Source organism: Cupriavidus sp. GW822-FHT03E04 (assembly GCF_058801495.1).
The window spans coordinates 20,145-39,321 of the sequence record NZ_JBXANI010000005.1; the positions used below are offsets into that span (position 1 = coordinate 20,145).

General features: G+C 64.3%; 21 protein-coding genes, 1 tRNA gene and 1 pseudogene. 13 read left to right on the forward strand and 10 right to left on the reverse strand.

The features are described 5' to 3' along the window. Positions 1–200 precede the first annotated feature (200 nt). Positions 201–1,109 carry a LysR family transcriptional regulator gene (locus AC1RQC_RS07600; RefSeq protein WP_492373851.1) on the reverse strand — a complete coding sequence of 303 codons (909 nt, stop codon included), beginning with the start codon at positions 1,107–1,109 and terminating at the stop codon, positions 201–203. Between the two features lie 99 nt (positions 1,110–1,208). Here AC1RQC_RS07600 and AC1RQC_RS07605 point away from each other — a divergent pair, with 99 nt between their 5' ends. The 5 genes from AC1RQC_RS07605 to AC1RQC_RS07625 all read left to right on the forward strand — a co-directional run bounded on the left by AC1RQC_RS07605 (position 1,209) and on the right by AC1RQC_RS07625 (position 4,487). Next, on the forward strand, positions 1,209–2,102 hold the full coding sequence (locus tag AC1RQC_RS07605; RefSeq protein ID WP_492807874.1) for a pirin family protein: 894 nt from the start codon (positions 1,209–1,211) through the stop codon (positions 2,100–2,102). A 120-nt stretch (positions 2,103–2,222) separates the two neighbouring features. Then, positions 2,223–2,651 (forward strand): nuclear transport factor 2 family protein, encoded by a 429-nt coding sequence (locus tag AC1RQC_RS07610; protein ID WP_492373853.1) that lies wholly within the window; start codon positions 2,223–2,225, stop codon positions 2,649–2,651. Beyond that, a complete protein-coding gene (locus tag AC1RQC_RS07615) occupies positions 2,651–3,574 on the forward strand; it encodes an NADP-dependent oxidoreductase (RefSeq protein ID WP_492882863.1) in 924 nt (307 codons plus the stop codon). The genes AC1RQC_RS07610 and AC1RQC_RS07615 overlap by 1 nt, the downstream gene beginning before the upstream one ends. Positions 3,575–3,634: 60 nt before the next feature. Then, positions 3,635–4,015: a c-type cytochrome gene (locus AC1RQC_RS07620; RefSeq protein ID WP_492373855.1), complete on the forward strand. Its 381-nt coding sequence runs from the start codon at positions 3,635–3,637 to the stop codon at positions 4,013–4,015. A 97-nt stretch (positions 4,016–4,112) separates the two neighbouring features. Then, positions 4,113–4,487, forward strand: coding sequence for a hypothetical protein (locus AC1RQC_RS07625; protein WP_492830558.1), 375 nt, complete (start codon positions 4,113–4,115; stop codon positions 4,485–4,487). 94 nt (positions 4,488–4,581) lie between these two features. Here AC1RQC_RS07625 and AC1RQC_RS07630 read toward each other — a convergent pair whose 3' ends face one another. Both AC1RQC_RS07630 and AC1RQC_RS07635 read right to left on the reverse strand, forming a co-directional pair. After that, the gene (locus tag AC1RQC_RS07630; RefSeq protein ID WP_492807878.1) at positions 4,582–4,995 is read right to left on the reverse strand and encodes a hypothetical protein; all 414 of its coding nucleotides are present in this window, start codon (positions 4,993–4,995) and stop codon (positions 4,582–4,584) included. 142 nt (positions 4,996–5,137) lie between these two features. Next, positions 5,138–5,224, reverse strand: a tRNA-Leu gene (locus AC1RQC_RS07635). Between the two features lie 336 nt (positions 5,225–5,560). Here AC1RQC_RS07635 and AC1RQC_RS07640 point away from each other — a divergent pair. From AC1RQC_RS07640 to AC1RQC_RS07660, 5 genes are all read left to right on the forward strand, one after another. After that, the gene (locus tag AC1RQC_RS07640; protein ID WP_492373858.1) at positions 5,561–5,911 is read left to right on the forward strand and encodes a DUF1428 domain-containing protein; all 351 of its coding nucleotides are present in this window, start codon (positions 5,561–5,563) and stop codon (positions 5,909–5,911) included. A gap of 234 nt (positions 5,912–6,145) precedes the next feature. Beyond that, positions 6,146–7,186 carry a DUF1254 domain-containing protein gene (locus tag AC1RQC_RS07645; protein ID WP_492373859.1) on the forward strand — a complete coding sequence of 347 codons (1,041 nt, stop codon included), beginning with the start codon at positions 6,146–6,148 and terminating at the stop codon, positions 7,184–7,186. Positions 7,187–7,320: 134 nt separating this feature from the next. Beyond that, positions 7,321–8,619, forward strand: a complete 1,299-nt coding sequence (locus tag AC1RQC_RS07650) for a TAXI family TRAP transporter solute-binding subunit (RefSeq protein WP_492883010.1) — start codon at positions 7,321–7,323, stop codon at positions 8,617–8,619. Positions 8,620–8,722: 103 nt separating this feature from the next. Then, positions 8,723–9,298 carry a TetR/AcrR family transcriptional regulator gene (locus AC1RQC_RS07655; protein ID WP_492373860.1) on the forward strand — a complete coding sequence of 192 codons (576 nt, stop codon included), beginning with the start codon at positions 8,723–8,725 and terminating at the stop codon, positions 9,296–9,298. Between the two features lie 100 nt (positions 9,299–9,398). Further along, entirely contained in the window at positions 9,399–10,094 is a 696-nt protein-coding gene (locus tag AC1RQC_RS07660; protein ID WP_492882865.1) for a pentapeptide repeat-containing protein, read from the forward strand. A gap of 70 nt (positions 10,095–10,164) precedes the next feature. Here the strand turns inward: AC1RQC_RS07660 and AC1RQC_RS07665 are convergent, their stop codons facing one another. Both AC1RQC_RS07665 and AC1RQC_RS07670 read right to left on the reverse strand, forming a co-directional pair. Then, entirely contained in the window at positions 10,165–10,506 is a 342-nt protein-coding gene (locus AC1RQC_RS07665) for a hypothetical protein (protein WP_492882867.1), read from the reverse strand. Between the two features lie 133 nt (positions 10,507–10,639). Further along, positions 10,640–11,077 carry a YciI family protein gene (locus AC1RQC_RS07670; protein WP_492882869.1) on the reverse strand — a complete coding sequence of 146 codons (438 nt, stop codon included), beginning with the start codon at positions 11,075–11,077 and terminating at the stop codon, positions 10,640–10,642. A gap of 289 nt (positions 11,078–11,366) precedes the next feature. Here AC1RQC_RS07670 and AC1RQC_RS07675 point away from each other — a divergent pair, with 289 nt between their 5' ends. The 3 genes from AC1RQC_RS07675 to AC1RQC_RS07685 all read left to right on the forward strand — a co-directional run bounded on the left by AC1RQC_RS07675 (position 11,367) and on the right by AC1RQC_RS07685 (position 13,741). After that, a complete protein-coding gene (locus tag AC1RQC_RS07675) occupies positions 11,367–12,065 on the forward strand; it encodes a DUF2076 domain-containing protein (protein ID WP_492373863.1) in 699 nt (232 codons plus the stop codon). Between the two features lie 143 nt (positions 12,066–12,208). After that, entirely contained in the window at positions 12,209–13,165 is a 957-nt protein-coding gene (pip, locus tag AC1RQC_RS07680; RefSeq protein WP_492882871.1) for a prolyl aminopeptidase, read from the forward strand. A 195-nt stretch (positions 13,166–13,360) separates the two neighbouring features. Further along, positions 13,361–13,741 (forward strand): RidA family protein, encoded by a 381-nt coding sequence (locus AC1RQC_RS07685; RefSeq protein ID WP_150993268.1) that lies wholly within the window; start codon positions 13,361–13,363, stop codon positions 13,739–13,741. Between the two features lie 92 nt (positions 13,742–13,833). On the opposite strand, the pseudogene AC1RQC_RS07690 reads toward AC1RQC_RS07685, so the two are convergent. From AC1RQC_RS07690 to AC1RQC_RS07710, 5 genes and pseudogenes are all read right to left on the reverse strand, one after another. Next, positions 13,834–14,070 (reverse strand): annotated as a pseudogene (locus AC1RQC_RS07690) (DUF1484 family protein); the annotation flags it as partial. Positions 14,071–14,962: 892 nt separating this feature from the next. Next, positions 14,963–15,784: an alpha/beta fold hydrolase gene (locus AC1RQC_RS07695; RefSeq protein WP_492373070.1), complete on the reverse strand. Its 822-nt coding sequence runs from the start codon at positions 15,782–15,784 to the stop codon at positions 14,963–14,965. Between the two features lie 39 nt (positions 15,785–15,823). Beyond that, entirely contained in the window at positions 15,824–16,519 is a 696-nt protein-coding gene (locus AC1RQC_RS07700; protein WP_492373069.1) for a dienelactone hydrolase family protein, read from the reverse strand. A 132-nt stretch (positions 16,520–16,651) separates the two neighbouring features. Continuing rightward, a complete protein-coding gene (locus AC1RQC_RS07705) occupies positions 16,652–17,656 on the reverse strand; it encodes a Bug family tripartite tricarboxylate transporter substrate binding protein (RefSeq protein WP_477133111.1) in 1,005 nt (334 codons plus the stop codon). 29 nt (positions 17,657–17,685) lie between these two features. Next, positions 17,686–19,095, reverse strand: a complete 1,410-nt coding sequence (locus AC1RQC_RS07710) for an amidase family protein (protein ID WP_492807890.1) — start codon at positions 19,093–19,095, stop codon at positions 17,686–17,688. Positions 19,096–19,177 lie beyond the last annotated feature (82 nt).

The window sequence follows — 19,177 nt, forward strand, 5'->3', positions numbered from 1 at the left end:
CCCATCTCATAGGTGTTTGCGGATTCTAGCGTCTGGTCACACGCGAGCGCGATGATTGGATTTACGGGGTGCAGGTTGGCTTACGTTGCAGGCGAAGGAGCGGTACACACAGGGCCCTCTCCACGGCGCTTTGTGGAGGCGCCCCGGATAGCGGTCACGGACAGCGGACACGGACAGCGGACACGGATCCGCGACAGCGCCTATTTCGGCGGACGCTGCGATGTGCGCATCAGCCGGTTGAGGAACCAGCGGCCGGCGGGGCCGGGCGGCGTGTCCTTGCGGTAGACCGCGAACATGGCGATCGGCGGCGTACGCGGCTGAAAGCTCTCCAGCCGCAGGGTGACCAGCTCGCCCGCATCGAGATCCCCCTGCACCATGGCCGCTGGCATGTGCCCCCAGCCGAAGCCGGCGCGCAGGAAGGCATGCTTGGCGCCCAGGTCGGCCAGGCGCCAGGTCAGCGGCGAGAACACGCCGAAGGTTTTCCCTTCGGTCAGCATGGTCCGGTCGGTCAGGACCAATTGCACGTGCTCCTCGAGCTCACGTACCCGGATCACGCCCCTGCGCGATGCCAGCGGATGCGAGGGTGCGGCCACGGTCACCATCGGCACGTCGAGCAGCTTTTCCGCGTCCAGCGTCTCGGGAACGGCCGGCATCGATCCGCTGATGCCGAGCCGGCAAACGCGCTCCATCACCGGGCGCATGACCGCGCCCAGTGCCTCGACATACAGGCGCAGCGGCGTATGCGGAAACGCGTCGCGGAACTCGCCGACCGCCCCCGTCAGCGGGGCCATCGGGTACATGACATCCACCACCACCGACAGCTCGGGTTCGAGCCCTTCGGCAATGGCGCGCGCCTTTGACTTGAAGCCGTCCATGCCGCCCACCACCACACGCGCCTGCGCCAGCAGCGCGGTTCCCTGCTCTGTCAGGCGCGGGAAGCGGCCGCTGCGATCGAACAACTGCACATCGATCTGCCCCTCCAGGTTGGCCAGCGTGTGGCTGACCACCGACTGCGCGCGCCGCAGCTTGCGCCCCGCCGCGGAGAAGCTGCCCTCGTCGGCGGCAGCGATAAAGGTGCGGAGCTGGTCCAGGGATACGCCGTCGAGCATGTATCAACTCCTTAGATGGATCTCATCGAGAAATATAGGCTACCAAGAGAGATGTCAAGCACCTAACCTTCGGTCATGCGATCACCGAAGGAGACTTTCATGGAAAACGCAGCGCAGGCCCGGCACGCCGGGGAGCCGGCCCGGATCCATCACCACACTGCACGGCCGGATGCGGCAAGCAACCGTGGCATCGTGCTTCGCACTGGCGGCCGCCGCCATGGCGCCGTCTCGCGGATCGTCAGTCCCGGCGACGTCGGCGAGCTGATCAAACCCTTTGTGTTCCTCGACTACTTCGACTTCGCCCCCTCCGGCGACGCGCTGTTCCCCATGCACCCGCACTCGGGCATCGCCACCCTCACCGTGCTGCTCGAGGGCGAACTGCAGTATGAGGACACCACCGGCGCGGCCGGCGTGTTGATGGCGGGCGGCCTGGAATGGATGCGGGCGGGCAACGGCATCTGGCACTCGGCCAGCCCCGCGAAGGGCGACCGCGTCCAGGGCTACCAGCTATGGCTTGCCCTGCCGCGCAGCCTGGAGAACGGCACCCCGCACAGCCAATACCTGCCCGCGTCCTCCGTGCCGCGCACCGGACCGGCGCGCGTGATACTCGGCTCGCTGGCTGGCAGGGACAGCCCGGTAGCCGCACCGTCCGGGGCGGCACTGCTGCACGTGCGCCTTGCCGCGGGCGAGCGCTGGCACTACCAGGCGCCCGCAGGCCACACCGTGGCTTGGGCACACGTCAACCGCGGCACGCTAGCGACTGGCGGCGGGCGGCTGAAGGACGAACTCGCGGTCTTCACGCAGTCCGAGGACGCTCTCGATTTCACTGCCGAAACCGATGCGGATTTCATCGTCGCATCGGCAGTTCCCCATCCGCACGACCTGGCACTTGGCTACTACTCCGTCCATACGTCGAACGACGCGCTGCGCAAGGGCGAAGCCGGAATCGCCAGGATCGGCATGCAGCTACGTGCCGATGGCCGCCTGCGGTAGCCCGCGGCACGCGCGCCGCATCAGCGCATTGAATGTCACGTACCCAAAATCCGGGAACCCGCAGCGGCAGGCTGGCGGCGCGTTGCGCCACTGCTGTGCCCCACACGCATGGAGAACATCATGAACATCGCAGCTGAGCTATTGCAGCAACACCTCCGGTGGCTGGTTGATGACAACCAGCAATGGCAGGAACTGATTGCCGAGGACATCGTGTGGGAGTTGCCCTACGCGCCCGGCATCGGGCATCCGGCGCGATTGAGCGGCCGGGACGCGGTGATCCGCCATGTCTCCTGGTTCATCGGCGCGGTTTCTGAATTCCGCTTCTTCGATGCGCAGATCCTGCCCGCGGCGGATCCCCAGCAAGCCGTTGCGCGGGTGCATGCCGAAGGGCTGATCAAGTCGACCGGGCGCGTCTACCGGCAGGAGTACGTCGTTTTCCTGACCGCCCGCGATGGCAGGATCGCGCACCTGCGCGAGTACTTCGACCCCGTGCAGGCCGCACTGGCGCTGGAAACCCCGATTGTGGGCATTGCCTCAAGGAGCCTTTGATGAAAGCCATCCGTGTAGCCGCTTACGGCGGCCCCGATTCATTAGCACTGCAGGAACTCGCTGATCCCCGCCCTGGCGACGACGAGGTGCTGATCGATGTTGCCGCCACCTCGGTCAACCCGATCGACTGGAAGATCGTCAGTGGCGCCATGCAGGCGTTCATTCCGCTACCGTTGCCCATCACGCCTGGGGTGGATGCTGCCGGGACTGTCATCGCGGTTGGGCGCAATGTCACCACGCTGGCGCCGGGAGACGAAGTGCTGGGATTCATCGGCATCGTCGGTGGCTATGCAACCCGCGCCGTGGTGGATGCCGGGCGCCTTGCCCGCAAGCCGAAGCATCTCGGGTTCCTGGAGGCTGCCAGTATTCCCGCGGCTGGCTTGACTGCCTGGCAGGCGCTGCACGAGCACGGCAAGCTGCAGGCAGGACAGAAAGTCCTGATCCATGCCGCTGCCGGCGGCGTCGGCAGCGTGGCCGTGCAACTGGGAAACCTGGCCGGCGCACAGGTGATCGGCACGGCTTCGGCCGCCAACCGGGGCTACCTGCGAGACCTGGGGGCGACGGAGGTGATCGACTACACCGCGGAAGACTTTGCCACCAAGGTTGCGGGTGTCGATCTTGTCCTCGACCTGGTCGGCGGCGACACGCAACGGCGTTCCTGGCCGGTACTCAAGCGCGGCGGCGTGCTGGTCTCCACCGTCAGCCCACCGGATGCCAGGCGCGCCCAGGAAGCCGGCGCAGCGGGAAAGCACTTTGCGACGCGCTCCGATGGCGCCCAGCTCCACACGCTGGCCTCGCTGTACGCGTCCGGAAAGCTGCGCGCTGAAATCGACGCCACGTATCCACTCGCTGCTGCCCGCGAGGCGATGGCAAGGAGCATGGCTGGGCATGTGCGCGGCAAGGTGGTCATCCAGACGGCTTAGGGAGCCGCATTGCCTCGGCGAATATAATGCCAGGTTTGCTCCGTTGCCTCGCATCCGTCCATGAAGAAAGCCGCATTGTTGACCCTGGCGCTAGCCTTGCACGCAACCGCGCAGGCCGCTGGCGACGCGCAGGCGGGCAAGGCGGTATTCACCTCGAAGTGTGCCTCCTGCCACAGCGTCGGGCCCTCGGCGCGCGCCGCGTTTGGCCCCCAGCTCAATGGGATCTTCGGCAGGGTCGCCGGCGCCACGACCGACTACAAGTACTCCCCCGAGATGAAGAAATCGGGCGTGGTGTGGTCCGAGAAAACCTTGAGCGCGTTTATCCAGTCGCCCAGCAAGGTCGTGCCCGGCACCAGGATGCGCTTCTGGGGGATCAGCAATGAGCGGCAGATCGCGGACCTGCTGGCCTACCTGTACACATACCAGCAGCAAGGCCGGTAGCAAGCGCTACAGAAAGTTTCAAACGCTCCGTAACCGATAGAATAGGTGCCAGCGCCACAAGGCATGGCGCCCCCAACAGATCTGATCCGGAGTTGGCATGGAACCCCTTTCATTCGAGTTTGTTACCGTCGAGGAAGCGAGGCTGATCCTGGATGGCGCCGTGCCCACGCATGGCAAGCCCGACTGGACTGGCCAGCGGCAACCTGAATCCGCAGAAGCGAAGGCCCTCACGGCCAACGCGCTCAAATGGCTGGCCGTGCTGCCACCGCAGGCGCGGCCCCTGGAGTTGTGCCGCAGCTATCCGCGCATCGGCAACCAGCTGGCAGCGCTGTGGGCCGACCCAGCCGCGCTAACGGCCTACCTGGCCGACCTGCTGATCGACAAGCGCGGCGGCCGCCAGGGGTTCCCCGACGGCGTCGCGCTTGAATTATCGCGACTGCAGGAGCACCTTCTGCGCACGATGGAGCCGTAACGGCATAGCGCCATTACCGCTTTACCGCTTTGCCGCTTTGCTGCTTTGCTGCTTTGCTGCTTTGCGGCGTGCCGGCAAGGATTCTGCGTTGCGCTTAGTGCGCTCTTCCCGGCGTGCAGTCTTCCACCATGCCAGAGACGCGGCTGGCGCTCAGCAGGGGGTGCCATTCCCCGGAGCTGCGGATCTCGACGTCGGTGCCTTCGACGCCCTCGGTAGCGCGGCGCAGGCTGACCAGGTGGATGAACTTGTATTCATCCGCGTCCGCACGCCCGACCCGGATATCAACCTTGCCGGGTTCCGGGTACGCGATCACGGTGGCGTCGTCACCCAGCCGCTGCTTCAGGCACAGCACCAGGTCGCCTACGCTGGCCTTGGAGTGCACGCGCTTCGGGTCCATCGCCTGGATGGAATTCGCGGTCACGCCGCCCGAACAGGCTGACAGCAATTGCGCTGCCATCGCGACAACCAGCAATACACGTACACGTACCCGTACCCGACCTTTTGACATTCCCGCTCCTTGGCTAGATGAGTCGGATGATGTTACATCAAGTGAATTCGGATGCTGATGCGCACGCCGCGCGCGAAACACGATGCAGTGGAGACCAAAAAGCAAAAAGCCTGCACGGATGCAGGCCTTTTGCTTTCAATCTTGGTGCCCAGGAGAGGACTCGAACCTCCACAGTGTTGCCACCGCTAGGACCTGAACCTAGTGCGTCTACCAATTTCGCCACCTGGGCTAGGTGAGGTTGCGAATTCTACCCAACGTAACGAAATTTGCAAGTACTGGCCCCACTGAATCAGAAGAAAAGTACAACTTTCCCCGGGCGCCGCCCGCTGCCGGCCCTGCTGGTATCCGCTCAGTCCAGGGAAATGGAAAGGCAGCCGGAAAGATTTCCATTGATCACATGGCGCGCAGTGCACGGCCCACGCCGGTTGGCCGCCCTCCCTGCCCCGCGTATTTTTTTCTAGCATTCCTCCCATGCCCTGTCGATTTCGGCGGCTCCCGTTCGTCGTCCCAATGACGGCGCGCGCAAGGCTCGCCGCTTCGCAGGCAATCCCAAAGGAGATCGGACATGCATTACATCGATGGATTTGTTGTCGCCGTGCCCACGGCCAAGCGCGACATCTACCGCGCGCACGCCGAGGCCGCCGCCGTGGTGTTCAAGGATCATGGCGCGCTGGGGCTGGTCGAGTGCTGGGGCGACGATGTGCCCGAGGGCAAGCTCACCTCGTTCCCGATGGCCGTCAAGCTCGAGAAGGACGAGACCGTGGTCTTCTCCTGGATCACCTGGCCATCGCGCAAGGCCCGGGACGAAGGCATGAAGGCCTCGATGGAAGACCCCAGGCTGCGCAGCCAGGGGCCGATGCCGTTCGACGGCAAGCGAATGATCTTTGGCGGTTTCGAGATGATCGTCAACGCTTAGCAGCTTGACGACGGTGCGTGATGGACCTTGCCCGGGGTTCCCGGGCTGGGTTCGTTTTGGCCGCAGGGGCATTGTCGCGCGGTGGCGGGCGCCACCGGGGAGGTTGAATCGGCTTATATCACCGGAACAATTTTTCTAATTCCCTTTCCCCCGTGCACCAGCGAAAGTGCTGTCTGTAGGAATCCCGCTCGCCAATGCGCGATGCCAACAGACCAAGAGGGATCGAACGTGAAGATGAAACTGACCTCCGCCTGCGTTTGCGCCGCCGCCCTGTCCATGGCCAGCGCCGCCCATTCACAGCCAGCTGCCGCGCCCGCCAGTGGCGCCCCCGTTCCGGTGACCGCCGACAACTTTGTCCGAGCGGAGAGCGACATGTACTTCGCCGGGCTGGCCAAGCAAGGCGGCGTGGGCAAGCTGCTGCATCGGCGCGAGCCCGCATCGATCGATCACCAGAGCGTCATCCGCCTGAATCGCGACACGCTCTATACCTCCGGCATCTTCGATCTCGAAGCCGGCCCGGTGACGATCACCATGCCCGACCCGGGCAAGCGCTTCATGGCGCTGCAGGTCATCAACGAAGACCACTACGTGCCAGACGTGTTCTATGGCGCGGGCGCCCATACGCTCACCCGGGAGAACGTCGGCACCCGTTACGTAGCCGTCGCGGTGCGCACCCTGGTCAACCCGAACAGCCCGGACGACATCAAGCAGGTCCACGCCTTGCAGGACGCCATCAAGGTCAGCCGGAAGGCGCCAGGAAAGTTTGAAATCCCCAACTGGGACCCGGTCAGCCAGAAGAAGATCCGCGATGCCCTGCTGGTGCTGTCCTCGACGCTGCCCGACTTCAAGCAGGCATTCGGCACCAAGGAGGAGGTCGAGCCCGTGCGTCACCTGATCGGCTCCGCATCAGCCTGGGGCGGCAACCCGGACGAGGACGCCACCTACCTCAACATCACGCCGGCGAAGAACGACGGCAAGACCGTTTATCGGCTCAACGTCAAGGATGTGCCCGTGGATGCCTTTTGGTCCGTGAGCGTCTACAACGCCGAGGGCTATTTCCAGAAGAACCCGGCCAACGCGTACACACTCAACAATCTCACGGCAAAGAAGGCCGGCGACGGATCGATCACGATGCAGTTCGGTGGCTGTGAAGCGCAGGCAGCCAACTGCCTGCCAATCGTCCCGGGCTGGAACTACACCGTGCGGCTGTACCGCCCGCGCGCGGAGATACTGAGCGGCGCGTGGACATTCCCGCAGCCTCAGCCGGTCAATTGAGCGACCTTCCCACAAACGATCCGGCGGCTAGCATGATCCCGCGTCCTCCTTGGGCTCGCGTGGGAGGGACCTGACGACGGAGGCCGACTATGCCCAGGCACAACCCAGCGCTGCACCGTACCCAGAAGGCCCCCATGACGCCGGGGCAGCGGCGGCTTCTCATCATTAGCGCGATACTGCTGCTGGCAGCGCTGGGCTGGGCGCTGACGATCGTGCTCAAACCCGCCATCCAGCGCACGATCGTCATCACCACCGGGGCCGACAAAGGCATCTATCGCGGCTTTGCCGAGCGCTACGCCCCCATCCTGAAGCGCGACGGCATCAAGCTGGATATCCGCGGCTCTTCCGGGTCGATCGAGAATTATGAGCGGCTGAAGAACCCGGACAGCGAATACGAAGCAGGCTTCATCCAATCGGGCACCGCCACGCCGCAGGAAACAGATGGCCTGCAAACCATCGCCGCGGTCTCCTATGAACCGATCTGGGTGTTTTACCGGGGCGAGGCCACCGTGGACCGGCTCGCACAGCTACGCGGCAAGCGGGTTGCCATCGGCGTTCCCGGCAGTGGCTTGCTCAACGTCGCCCGGGTATTGCTCGCGTACAGCGGCATCACGGCCAGCAATACCGAGCTGCTGGAAATGAATGCCATGAAGGCCTATCAAGGCCTCGAAGAGGGCCGGCTGGATGCGGCCTTCTTTATCGGCCGGCCCGATGCCGAGATGCAGCAAACGTTGCTGAACAGCAATCTGAAGCTGATGAGTTTTGCCCAGGCCGATGCCCTCGTGCAGAAATTCCCGTCTCTGTCCAAGATTGTCTTTCCGCGCGCCTCCACCAGCATCGTCAACGATCTTCCGCAGGCCGATGTCACGCTGCTTGCTGCCACGGCCCTGCTCGTATCCAAGGACACCCTGCACCCCGCCCTGGTCTACCTGCTGCTGGAGGCCGCCAGATCCGTCCACGGCGGCGATGATTACTTCACGCCGCTCGGCACGTTTCCCAACCTGAATACCAGTGAGTTTCCCGTTTCCGACGAAAGCACGCGCTACTTCAAATCGGGCCGTCCCTTCCTGCAGCGCTACCTTCCGTTCTGGCTTGCCAGCTTCATCGAACGACGCTTGCTGATCCTGCTCCCCTTCATGGCCTTGCTGCTCGGCTTGCTGCAGGCATTGCCACGCATGGCGCAAGCGCGGATAAAAAACCGGCTCGTGGTCTGGTACCGGGAAATCAAGGCGCTGGAGGATGAAATCTGGACGAACACGCAGCCGACCCCCAGCCAGATTGCGCAATGGCGCGATGAAATCGAGAACATCGATGCGCATGCTAGCCGGATACGGATTCCGGAGCGCTATTTTGAGGATGTCTACGCGCTCAAGCAGGCGATCGGCGTCGTACGGGACCGGATTGCCCAGGCGGCGGAGAAGGTGAAAGCGTAGCTGCGCAGACGCCCGCGCGTCTTTTGGCGCTGCCTCGGACAGCGTTGTCTTGCCGATGGCCTCGACAATGCTAGAATAATCAATCCATCTGGCTGGATTGATCATGTCCGAAGCAAGCAAGCGCGCCAAGAACCCCGAACTAATCCGAGCCCAGTGCCTGTCCGTGATGCGGGACCTGCTGGTCTCCCAAGGCCCTGAATCGGTGACGCTCGACCTGGTGGCACAACGCGCCGGCGTGACCAAAGGCGGGCTGCAATATCACTACCGCAGCAAGAATGCCCTGCTCGAAGCGCTGAGAGACCAGCTCTTCGAGGAATTCGACAAGACCTATCAACGCGCGCTGTCTGCCGAGCCAGATCGTCCAGGCAGGCATGCCCGCGCCTACATCAAGACGTGTTTCGACGATACGGCTTCCAACAACGCGATCGGAACGCAGCGCGCCATCGCCATGCTGGCCTTGACGCTCCCCTCGTGCCGCCAGACATGGAGCGAGCGCATGACGGACGCCGTCGCGCATGACCTCGCCGGCACCGCCGCCGAAGACCAGCTCCTCATCTGCAGGCTGGCGGCCGATGGCATGTGGTTTGCGGGGATGTTCGAAGTCTATGACGTCGATGCGCCACGCAAGGCGCGCCTGCTTGCCCTGTTGCTGGACATGTGCGACAGGGCCACCTCCTGACCAGGCTGACCAGGCTGATAGACAAGACTGACAAGACAGACCAAATTGACCTGGAGCGTTTTCCACGCTGCCACGCTGCCACGCTCCCACCGCGAATTCCATGCCCGCCCCCACTCCCCACACCATCAGCAACACCACACTCTCGCGCACTGACATCGTTGAAATTCTTGCGCAACGTCCGGCCCAGCTACGATTCGAGCAATGCGGATTTGACGATCAAGACCTGAACGGGCTGGATTTTTCGTCCGTGGAATTCCTGACGTGCAACTTTGCCGGCGCGCAACTGAAAAGGGCGAAGCTCGTCGAGTCGAAGTGGATGCGCTGCAAGGCCGCCGGCGCCGACTTCACGCTGGTGGACGCGGTAGAAGCACGATTCTGCAGCAGCGACCTGAACAACACGCAATGGGACCGCGCGCGGCTGTCCAGCGCCATCTTCACGGAAACCAAGCTGACCGGCGCCCGGTTCCGCGAGGCCGCCACCCTGGGCCTGGTGTTCCACAACACCCTGCTCGTCGGCAGCGACCTGCGCGGCTTGTCATTCCGCAAGCAACACCTGGAGCAGCTCGACTTGTCCGATGCCGACCTCGCCGGCTGCGACTTCCGGGATGCCCTGTTCGATGGCGGCACCCTGCGCGGCGCCAACCTGAAGCAAGCCCGCTTCGATGGCGCGGACCTCCGCCTGGCCGAACTTGGCGGACTGAACCTGATGGCTGCCGCGGCTTCGTTCAAGGGCGCCATCATCTCGGTGGAACAAGCCGCGGAGATTGTCGGGCAAGCCGGTATCCGCGTCGGCTGAATGGCCGCGCAAGGCCATGCGAATCGCATCCGAGACGCAAAGCACGACGCGACCCAGGCCTTGGACGGCCTCAGCCTCGGCGTACCGCGGTCACCTTGCCACCCTTGACATCCAGCGTGCGGCGCTGCGGGTTGTAGTCCATGGTGCCGGGCATCTGCTGGCCTTCCCGGTCACCAAATCGCCATGCGCAGCCGTTGAGCAAGGCGACGGCATTGGCCTCGCTCTTGCCGATCAGGGCTTCGTCGCCAAGCTTGTCCGCCTGGCAACCCTCCGGCGTGCCGCGGCCGCCCTGCGGGCCCGGGTCGGGTACCGCACTGACGGGGGGCTGGGCGGCGCATCCCGCCATGAGCGTTACGCACACGATGGCGCCCGCCGCGACATGCCGGGCCCATGTGCTTTGCTGTTTTGGCATTCAATTACCTGATGGTGAGGTGGAAAAAGCCAAGTTTAGAGCAGAAAGGCGCCGTCAGAGCGCCTTGGTGCGCATGCATTAACACGGCCTCAACACTGCCTCAACACTGTCATGACCTGGCCTTGGCTTAGCCTTAGCGCGTCCTCTTCGCAGCGTCTTGCGCCTCCGCCCACAAGCGCTCCTCCTGCGCCCGCAGCTCAGGCGTGAGCTCGGCACCAAAATCGTCGAGCTCGAACAGCGGGCGAATCTCGATCTCGGAGTCGCTCTGCATGGGGTTGGGGCAGCGCTTGACCCATTCGACAGCCCCTTCCATGGACTTGACTTGCCACAGCCAGAACCCGGCGACCACCTCCTTGGTCTCTGCGAACGGTCCGTCGACCACGGACCGCTGGCTGCCAGAAAATTGCACCCGCTTGCCCTTGGCGCTCGGGTGCAAGCCCTCGCCCGCGAGCATCACGCCGGCCTTGACGAGTTCTTCATTGAAGTTGCCCATTGCGGTAAGCAGCTCCGTGCTGGGCATTTCGCCAGCCTCTGACTCTTTCGTTGCCTTCACCATCACCATGACACGCATCGTCGCTCTCCTTGAGTGGATTGAGGGTGCCGCACGTCCTGAGCCCGGATCAGGATTGACGGGCGGCCCTGATACTACGACGAATCGGGATACCGAAAATCGACACCGCCGCCAAAATATCTGGCGGGGAGCCTGCCCGGCCTGAATCGGCCCCACTTGGCCTGATGCGGCCTGATGCGGCCGCGAGGCGCGACAATCACATCTGATCGGCTTTTTTTAAGCCTCGCTTAAGACTCGGCCCGTAGACTGCGATCACACAAGACAACCCGGATCCCGGATAGGAGCTGCCATGACCCCCCAAGAAATGCAAGCGCTGGAAGGCTTCCTGACCCAACTCACGCAGGCCAGGGCTGGCGCCAAGGACCCCCAGGCGGACGCCCTCATCGCCGACGCGGTTGCCAGGCAGCCGGATGCCGCCTACCTGCTGGTCCAGCGCGCCATGATGCTTGACCATGCCCTGGCGACGGCAAAGGCGCAGATCTCCACGCTGCAGAGCCAGTTGCAGATGGCGCAGGCCAACGGCGCCAATCGCTTCCTCGACCCGGAAAACGCCTGGGGCAACAGTGCCAACCGCGTGGCACCCAGCCCCGTCATGCCGCCGCCGATGGCCGCGCCCGTGGCAGTGCCGCAGGCCTTCCAGGCGGTCCAGCCTGCACCCGTGCAGCCATCCCGGCCCGGTTTCCTGAGTGGTGGCCTGGGCGGCGCGCTGGGCGGCATTGCCACGACGGCAGCCGGCGTGGCCGGCGGCGCGCTCCTGTTCCAGGGCATCGAGAACATGTTCCATCGCAACGGCAATGGCAACAGCGCAAGCGGCTTGCTGGGACAGCCAGGCGCAGGGGCGCAGCCAACGGAGACCGTCGTCAACAACTACTACGGTAATGACGACCGCTCGCCGCTGGGCTCACCGGATGCGGCACTGGACAGCGGCCTTCTGGATGACGCATCGGGCAACGACGACTTCCTGAGCGACGACACCTGGAACGCCTAGCGCGTTGGGGGGCTTGCCAGGCGTGCATGGCAGCGGCCTGACAAGCCCCACCGCACTGATTGCACTGCGGCACCCCGGGTGGAGATGGCACCGGCAACGGCGATACACTCTTGCACTACGCGCTCACCCTGGGAACCCGATCCATGCCGCAACCTCGCTCGCTCTATCCCGCCATCGAACCCTATGAAACCGGCACGCTCGATGTCGGCGACGGCCACGTTGTCTACTACGAACGCGTCGGCACACCCGGCGCCAAGCCGGCCGTCTTCCTCCATGGCGGCCCTGGTGGCGGCATATCGGCCGACCATCGCCGCCTGTTCGATCCGGCGCGCTACGACGTCATGCTGTTCGACCAGCGCGGCTGCGGCCGCTCCACGCCCCACGCGGGGCTGGAGGCCAATACCACGTGGCACCTGGTGGATGACATCGAGCGCCTGCGCAAGCTCGCCAACATAGAGCGCTGGCTGGTCTTTGGCGGCTCCTGGGGCTCCACGCTGGCGCTGGCCTATGCGCAAAAGCACCCCGAGCGGACCAGCGAACTGGTGCTGCGCGGGATCTATACCGCCACCCGGGCGGAACTCGATTGGTACTACCAGTACGGCGTATCCGAAGTGTTCCCCGAGAAATGGGCCCGCTTCCAAGCGCCCATCCCGCAAGCCGAACGCGGCAACATGATGGCCGCCTACCGCAAGGTCCTGACCGGCAGCGATACGGCAAAGCAGCTGGAGGCCGCCCGCGCATGGAGCGTATGGGAAGGGGAAACCATCACCCTGCTGCCCGACCCCGCTAACACCGCCAAGCATGACGACGGCCATTTCGCGCTGGCGTTTGCGCGGCTGGAGAACCACTACTTCACGCATCTCGCCTGGCTGGAAGACGGCCAGTTGCTGCGCGACGCGCATCGCCTTGCCGGCATCCCCGGCGTGATCGTGCACGGGCGCTACGACATGCCCTGCCCGGCCCGCTACGCCTACGCGCTGCACCAGGCATGGCCGGGCTCGGATCTGCATCTGATTGAAGGGGCGGGGCATGCCTGGACCGAGCCCGGCATCATGGATCAGCTGATTGCCGCTACCGACCGGTTTGCGGCGGCGCAATGATCGTCCTGGTGCTGCCAGCCCTGCGGGGCACAGCACCGACAGCACCGACAGCGCCGAAGCGGACTTTTGATGGCCGGCGGTTGGGGTCTTGAACACCCATGTCCTAGACTTGAAGACCGCATTGCCACCACCCGGCTGCGCATTGGCCGGCGGATAGCAAAGCGGCATTCAAGGCTCTCACCGACAGGGTGCACTATGGAATTCCTGAACTCCGGCAAAGTCCTCCCCGCAGGGCTGCCATTCTCCGAGGCGGTGCGCGTTGGCGATATGCTCTACCTCTCCGGACAAATGGGCATCGTCCACGGCAGCACCCGCCTGGTGCCCGGCGGCATCCGCGAAGAAGCCAAGCAGGCGCTGATGAACATCCGCATCACACTGGAAGCACACGGCCTGTCGCTCAAGCACGTCGCCAAATGCACCATCTTTCTGGCCGACATCAGCGAATGGCAGGTGTTCAACGAGGTCTACAAGGAGTTCTTCCAGGCGCCCTATCCGGCGCGCAGTGCACTTGGGGCGAATGGGTTGGCGCTCGGGGCCAGGGTGGAGGTGGAGTGTATTGCGGTGTTTAGTGGCTGAGTGGCTGAGTGAGCGAGTGGCTGATAGGGCGGCTACGGGCGGCCACTCCCCCGCTTGCGGGAGGGTGGCACAACTTGCCCTGCCGCGCTGGCTTAGAGCATGCCTTGCACGCGGTTCAATGCCTCGTCCAGCTGCTGCTTCAACGGGGTCAGCAGGCAGTGCAGACCGTGGCTGTCCTCCACATCGTCGCTATCAAAATCCAGCAGCCTGAGAACGGCACCAAGCCCTGCACTGACGCGCAGCAGGTCGGCGCAGCTTTCTTGCGCGATGCTTTGCGCGCGACTACGAAGTTCCTCGAGTTGGTAGGCTAGTTCCTGGACGCTGAGACGAGACTTGCTCGCTTGTAGCCCCGCTGACGCGGGGGGTGTCTCTTGGGGGCGGGGTTTTACTGCTTCTAGCTGCTGGCGCGGCTGTACGGTGTTGGCCGTTTTGGAACGTGTGAGATGTTACTTCTCTTTACTCGTAAAGAAAAGTAACCAAGAGAAAGCGATCCTTGCAGGAGGCTGGCGTGGCGTCATTGGGAATCCCAATGGTTTCGTCGTACGGCCCTGGGTGCTAATGGCCTCGTGCCGTTACCGGTTTGAATGGCCACGATCCTGTCAATGACACCGGTTTCGTGGTGAGGCTGCTCGGTAGCGGCATCCCTGCTCATTCACGCATCTGCCGGTACCGGTTCGCAGCGCCACGATATATCACGCTATGATGGTTTCGTGGTGAGGTGGGCGCGGTGAAGGAGTTCTTCGGCCCTTCAATCCGGTGCCACCGCGCCCACGACGGAAACGGGACGCATGCAACTTCGTGGCCAGTCACTCCGCGAGCGACAGACGGCTTGAAATTCGTGGTGGTGGCTACCGGTGGGGGCCACCACGAAACCCTGGGCATTAGCAAGGTCGTGGTGGTCTAAACTGGTAACGGCACGAGTCCATTAGCACCCGGGGCCGTACGACGAAACCATTGGGGCTCCCAATGACGCCACGCCAGCCTCCTGCAAGGATCGCTTTCTTTTGGTTACTTTTCTTTACGAGTAAAGAAAAGTGACATCTCACACGTTCTAAATCGGCCAACACCGTACAGCCGCGCCAGCAGCTAGAAGCAGTAAAACCCCGCCCACAAGAGACACCCCGCGCGTCAGCTAGGCTAAAAACTCTCACGTCAGCGCGCCCCCAAACCCGCAGGCCGCCCACCAAGGGCAACACCAAGAATTACCGCATTCTCCGTGCCCTACCTCCGAACAAACTCAAGCAAATCCTGATTGATCAATTCAGGATGGGTAGTACACATGCCATGCGGCAGCCCCTTGTAAACCTTCAGCGTGCCCTGCTTCACCAGCTCCGCTGACAGCAAAGCCGAATCCGCAATCGGCACGATCTGGTCATCGTCCCCATGCAGGATCAGCACCGGCACATCGATCTTCTTGAGGTCTTCCGTAAAGTCCGTTTCCGAGAACGCCTTGATGCAATCGTAGTGCGCCTTGATCCCGCCCATCATGCCCTGGCGCCACCAGTTCGCCATGATGCCTTCGGATGGCTTGACCCCCTCCCGGTTGAAGCCGTAGAACGGGAACGGCACGTCCTTGTAGAACTGTGCCCGGTTGGCGGCTAGCTGCCTGCGAAAGCCGTCGAACACCTCCATCGGCAGGCCGCCCGGGTTGGTGGCGCTCTTGACCATGATCGGCGGCACGGCGCCGATCAGCACCGCCTTGGCTACGCGGCCGGCGCCGTGCTGCGCGACGTAGCGTGCCACCTCGCCGCCGCCGGTGGAGTGGCCGATGTGCACGGCGTTTTTCAGGTTCAGATGGGCGGCCAGCGCGGCGACATCCGCGGCGTAGGTGTCCATCTCGTTGCCGGTGTCGGTCTGCGTGGAGCGCCCGTGGCCGCGGCGGTCGTGTGCGATCACCCGGAAGCCCTTGGAGAGGAAGAAGAGCATCTGCGCGTCCCAGTCGTCCGCGCTGAGCGGCCAGCCGTGATGGAACACGATGGGCTGGCCCGTGCCCCAGTCCTTGTAGAAGATGTGCGTGCCGTCCTTGGTAGTGATCTCACTCATGGAATGACCTCCTTGTGGGTTGCAGCGGGACCTGCCGGATTACTGCATCGCCTGGAAGAAAGACAGCGTCCGCGCGTTGGCGGCCTTGGCTGCGTCGGCGTTGTAGTGCACGCCAGCGTTGCGCGCGAAGGCGTGCATGCAGCCGGGGTACGTGTGGATTTCCACCTTGGGGCGCTCGCGCAGGGCTTCAATGATGGTTGCGCGCGCCTGCGGCGGCACGAACTCGTCTTCTTCGGCGATGTGCATCAACAGCGGCGCTAACAGCTTGCTGGCTTCGGCCAGATGCTTGTCGATGCCAACGCCGTAGTAGGACACCGCGGCATCTGCGTTGGTGCGCACCGCGGTCAGGAACGCCAGCAGGCCGCCAAGGCAATAGCCGACCGTGCCTACCCCGCCGCTCACGCCCGGCGCTTTGCGTGCGGTCTGAATGGTGGCATCGAGGTCTGCCACGCCTTTGTCCACGTCGAACGCGGTGTAGAGCGCCAGCGCCTTTTTCCATTCGGCCTCGGTCTTGTCGGTCAGCTCCACATTGGGCTCTTGCCGCCAGTACAGGTCGGGGCAGATGGCAACGAAGCCCTGGCTGGCAAAGTCGTCACACGTCTGCCGCATGTCCGCGTTGATGCCAAAGATCTCCTGGATCACGACGATGGCGGTGCCGCGCGCGTTGGCGGATGGCGTGGCCAGATAGGCGGCAAAGCTGCCGTCGGCTACGTCGATGGTGATGCGCTTGCCCATGGAAAGTCTCCCTTGCATTGGTGTGCCGGACGTACCACCGTACAGTTATAGGCGAAATCGTTGGAGACGACAGACCAAGTTGCGTGCGCCGGGCGACACCGGCTGCCGCGCGCGCGGGCAATCGGCGCCCCCTCAATCCCCCTTGAATCCCGAAGCCTTGATCACCGGCGTCCAGCGCGCGGCAAGGGCGTTCGCATACCTGGCCACCTCATCCGGCGCGCCACCCGGCAGCAGGTCATACCCGGTGCGCGCCAGCTTCTCCCGCACGTCCGGCATGGCTAGGACCTTGCGCACGGCGTCGCCCCACTGCGCGGCCACGTCGGGCGCGGTGCCCGCGCGCACATACAGCAGATAGCGCGACGAGGTCACCAGGTTTGGGAATCCGGACTCCGCAAACGTGGGCACATTGGGCAGCGCATCGGCACGCTTGTCGCCGGCCACCGCCAGCACGCGGAGTTTGCCGGCGCGGTGATATTCCATGAAGGTGGTGGTTGCGTCCATGCCGGCGGATATCTGGTTGCCCATCAGGTCGGTGACCAGGGGGCCGCCCCCGCGATAGGGCACCAGGGTGCTGCCCGTATGGGATTGGGCAACGAATTCCACCGCGAGAAAATGAAGCAACGTGCCAACGGTGCTGATGCCGATGGAATGTTCGGCGGGACGGGCCTTGGCCGCCTGGACAAAATCTGCCAGTGTCTTGATCGGCGAGCTGGCGCTCACCGCCAGCCCGAACTGAACGCCGGCCACATCGGTGATGGCCTTGAAGTCGGTAACGGGATTAAAGCGCATGTTGTTGTAGATCAGCGGACCGATGAACATCGGGTCCACTGGCGCCAGCAGCACGGCGTTGCCGTCCGCGGGCGCGTTCTTCAGGACTTCGGCCGCCACGCGGGTGCCGGCGCCGGGCCGGTTGTCGACGATCACGGTGCGGCCCATCGCATCCTTCAACTTCTCCGCCAGCAAGCGCCCCATGAAATCGGCTGGCCCGCCGGCCGGGAACGGCACGATGATGCGCGAGACAGTCTGGCCCCACGCTGCACGCGAGATCACGCTGCCCGCACACAGGACGGCGGCAGTGCCGGCCAGCATGGCGCGGCGCGAGAGCCGCACAGCGGCGTTATGGTTGCGGTCGTTCATTGGATGCTCCTGGTTGGTTTGCGGGGAGATTACCGGGCGGTGAATGGTGTGAAGCGTGCTGCGTCTTCGATGACCTGCCCTGCTCGCAGCAGCAGGTCTTCCCTGAAGCGCCAGGCCATCAGTTGCACGCCAACGGGGATGGCGCCGGCCATGCCCGTGGGTACCGAAAGGCCCGGCATGCCAAGCATGGCGGTGGCGAGCAGCGGGCTCTGGGCGTCGAGCAGTGCGTGCGTTTGTTCAAGCGTGCCGATGTCCGCGTCCTGCGCGCAGGGCCGCTGCCATGACACCGGCATCAACACCAGCGGATAGCTATCCAGGAAGACCGACCAGTTGCGCGCCAGTGTCTGGCGCCGCGCCAATGCATCGAGAAAGCCATCGCGGCTGGTCTGCGCCATGCCCTCGATCATGTTGCGCTGGCTGCGCCGCATGGCTTCGTCGCCGTGCTGGTCCACCCCGGCGATGATGTTGCGGCGGCTGTCGTCCGTGATCAGCGTGCGCCATAGCGCGGCGGCTTCAAGGAAATCCGGCAAAGCGGCTTCTTCCACCGTGTAGCCGGCTTGCTGCAGCCAATGGGCGGCGCTGTCCAGTGCGTGGCTCACCGCCGGGTCGATGGGAATGCCTGGGCAGTGCTTGAAGAGCGCCACGCGGATCGGGCCCACCGGCGGCGGCAACTCCAACGGCGCCGGCACCCACGCTGGATCGCGCGCGTCGTAGCGCGCCATGGCGTGATAGCCAAGCTGCAGGTCAGCCATGCTGCGGGCCATGGCACCCTGTACCGACATCAGTTGCGGCGTGATGCTGCGCTCAGCGCTGGCGCTGGGGTTGTACGCGGGCACGCGGCCTATGGTGGGCCGCAAGCCGGGCACGCCACAGGCATAGGCCGGATAGCGGATGGATCCGCCGATGTCGTTGCCATGGGCTAGCGCGCCCATGCCGCAAGCCACCGCAGCGGCGGCGCCACCACTGGAGCCGCCGGGCGTGATATCCGGATCCCAGGGGTTGAGCGTGCGGCCGTGCAGGCCATTGTCCGTGAACCAGCGCGACGAGTAGGTGGCGGTGTTGCTGCGCCCCACGATGATGGCGCCGGCATTGCGCCAGTGCGCCACCACGGGCGCGTCTTCACGCGCGATGTTGTTCTTGAGCGGGATCACGCCGTTGGTGGTGGCGTGCCCGGCCTGATCCACATTGATCTTGATCGTGACGGGCACACCATGAAGCGGGCCAAGTTGCGCGCCGCTGGCGACTTGCTGGTCAGCCGCATCGGCACTCGCCAGCGCGTCTTTGGCCAGCACCTCTGCCAATGCGTTGATGCGCGGGTTGAGCTGTTCGATGCGTGCGAGCGCGCTGGCGGTGGCCTCGCGGCAGGAAATGTCGCGGCGGCGCACGGCGGCGGCAATATCGACGGCGCTCCAGCGCCACAGCGTTTCGGGGGTATTCACGTTGAGACTCCAGGAATTTCGGGCAAAAGCGATCCCGCCCCCAATGCAAAGTGGGAGTTTGGCGAGGCGGATGGTGGATGCC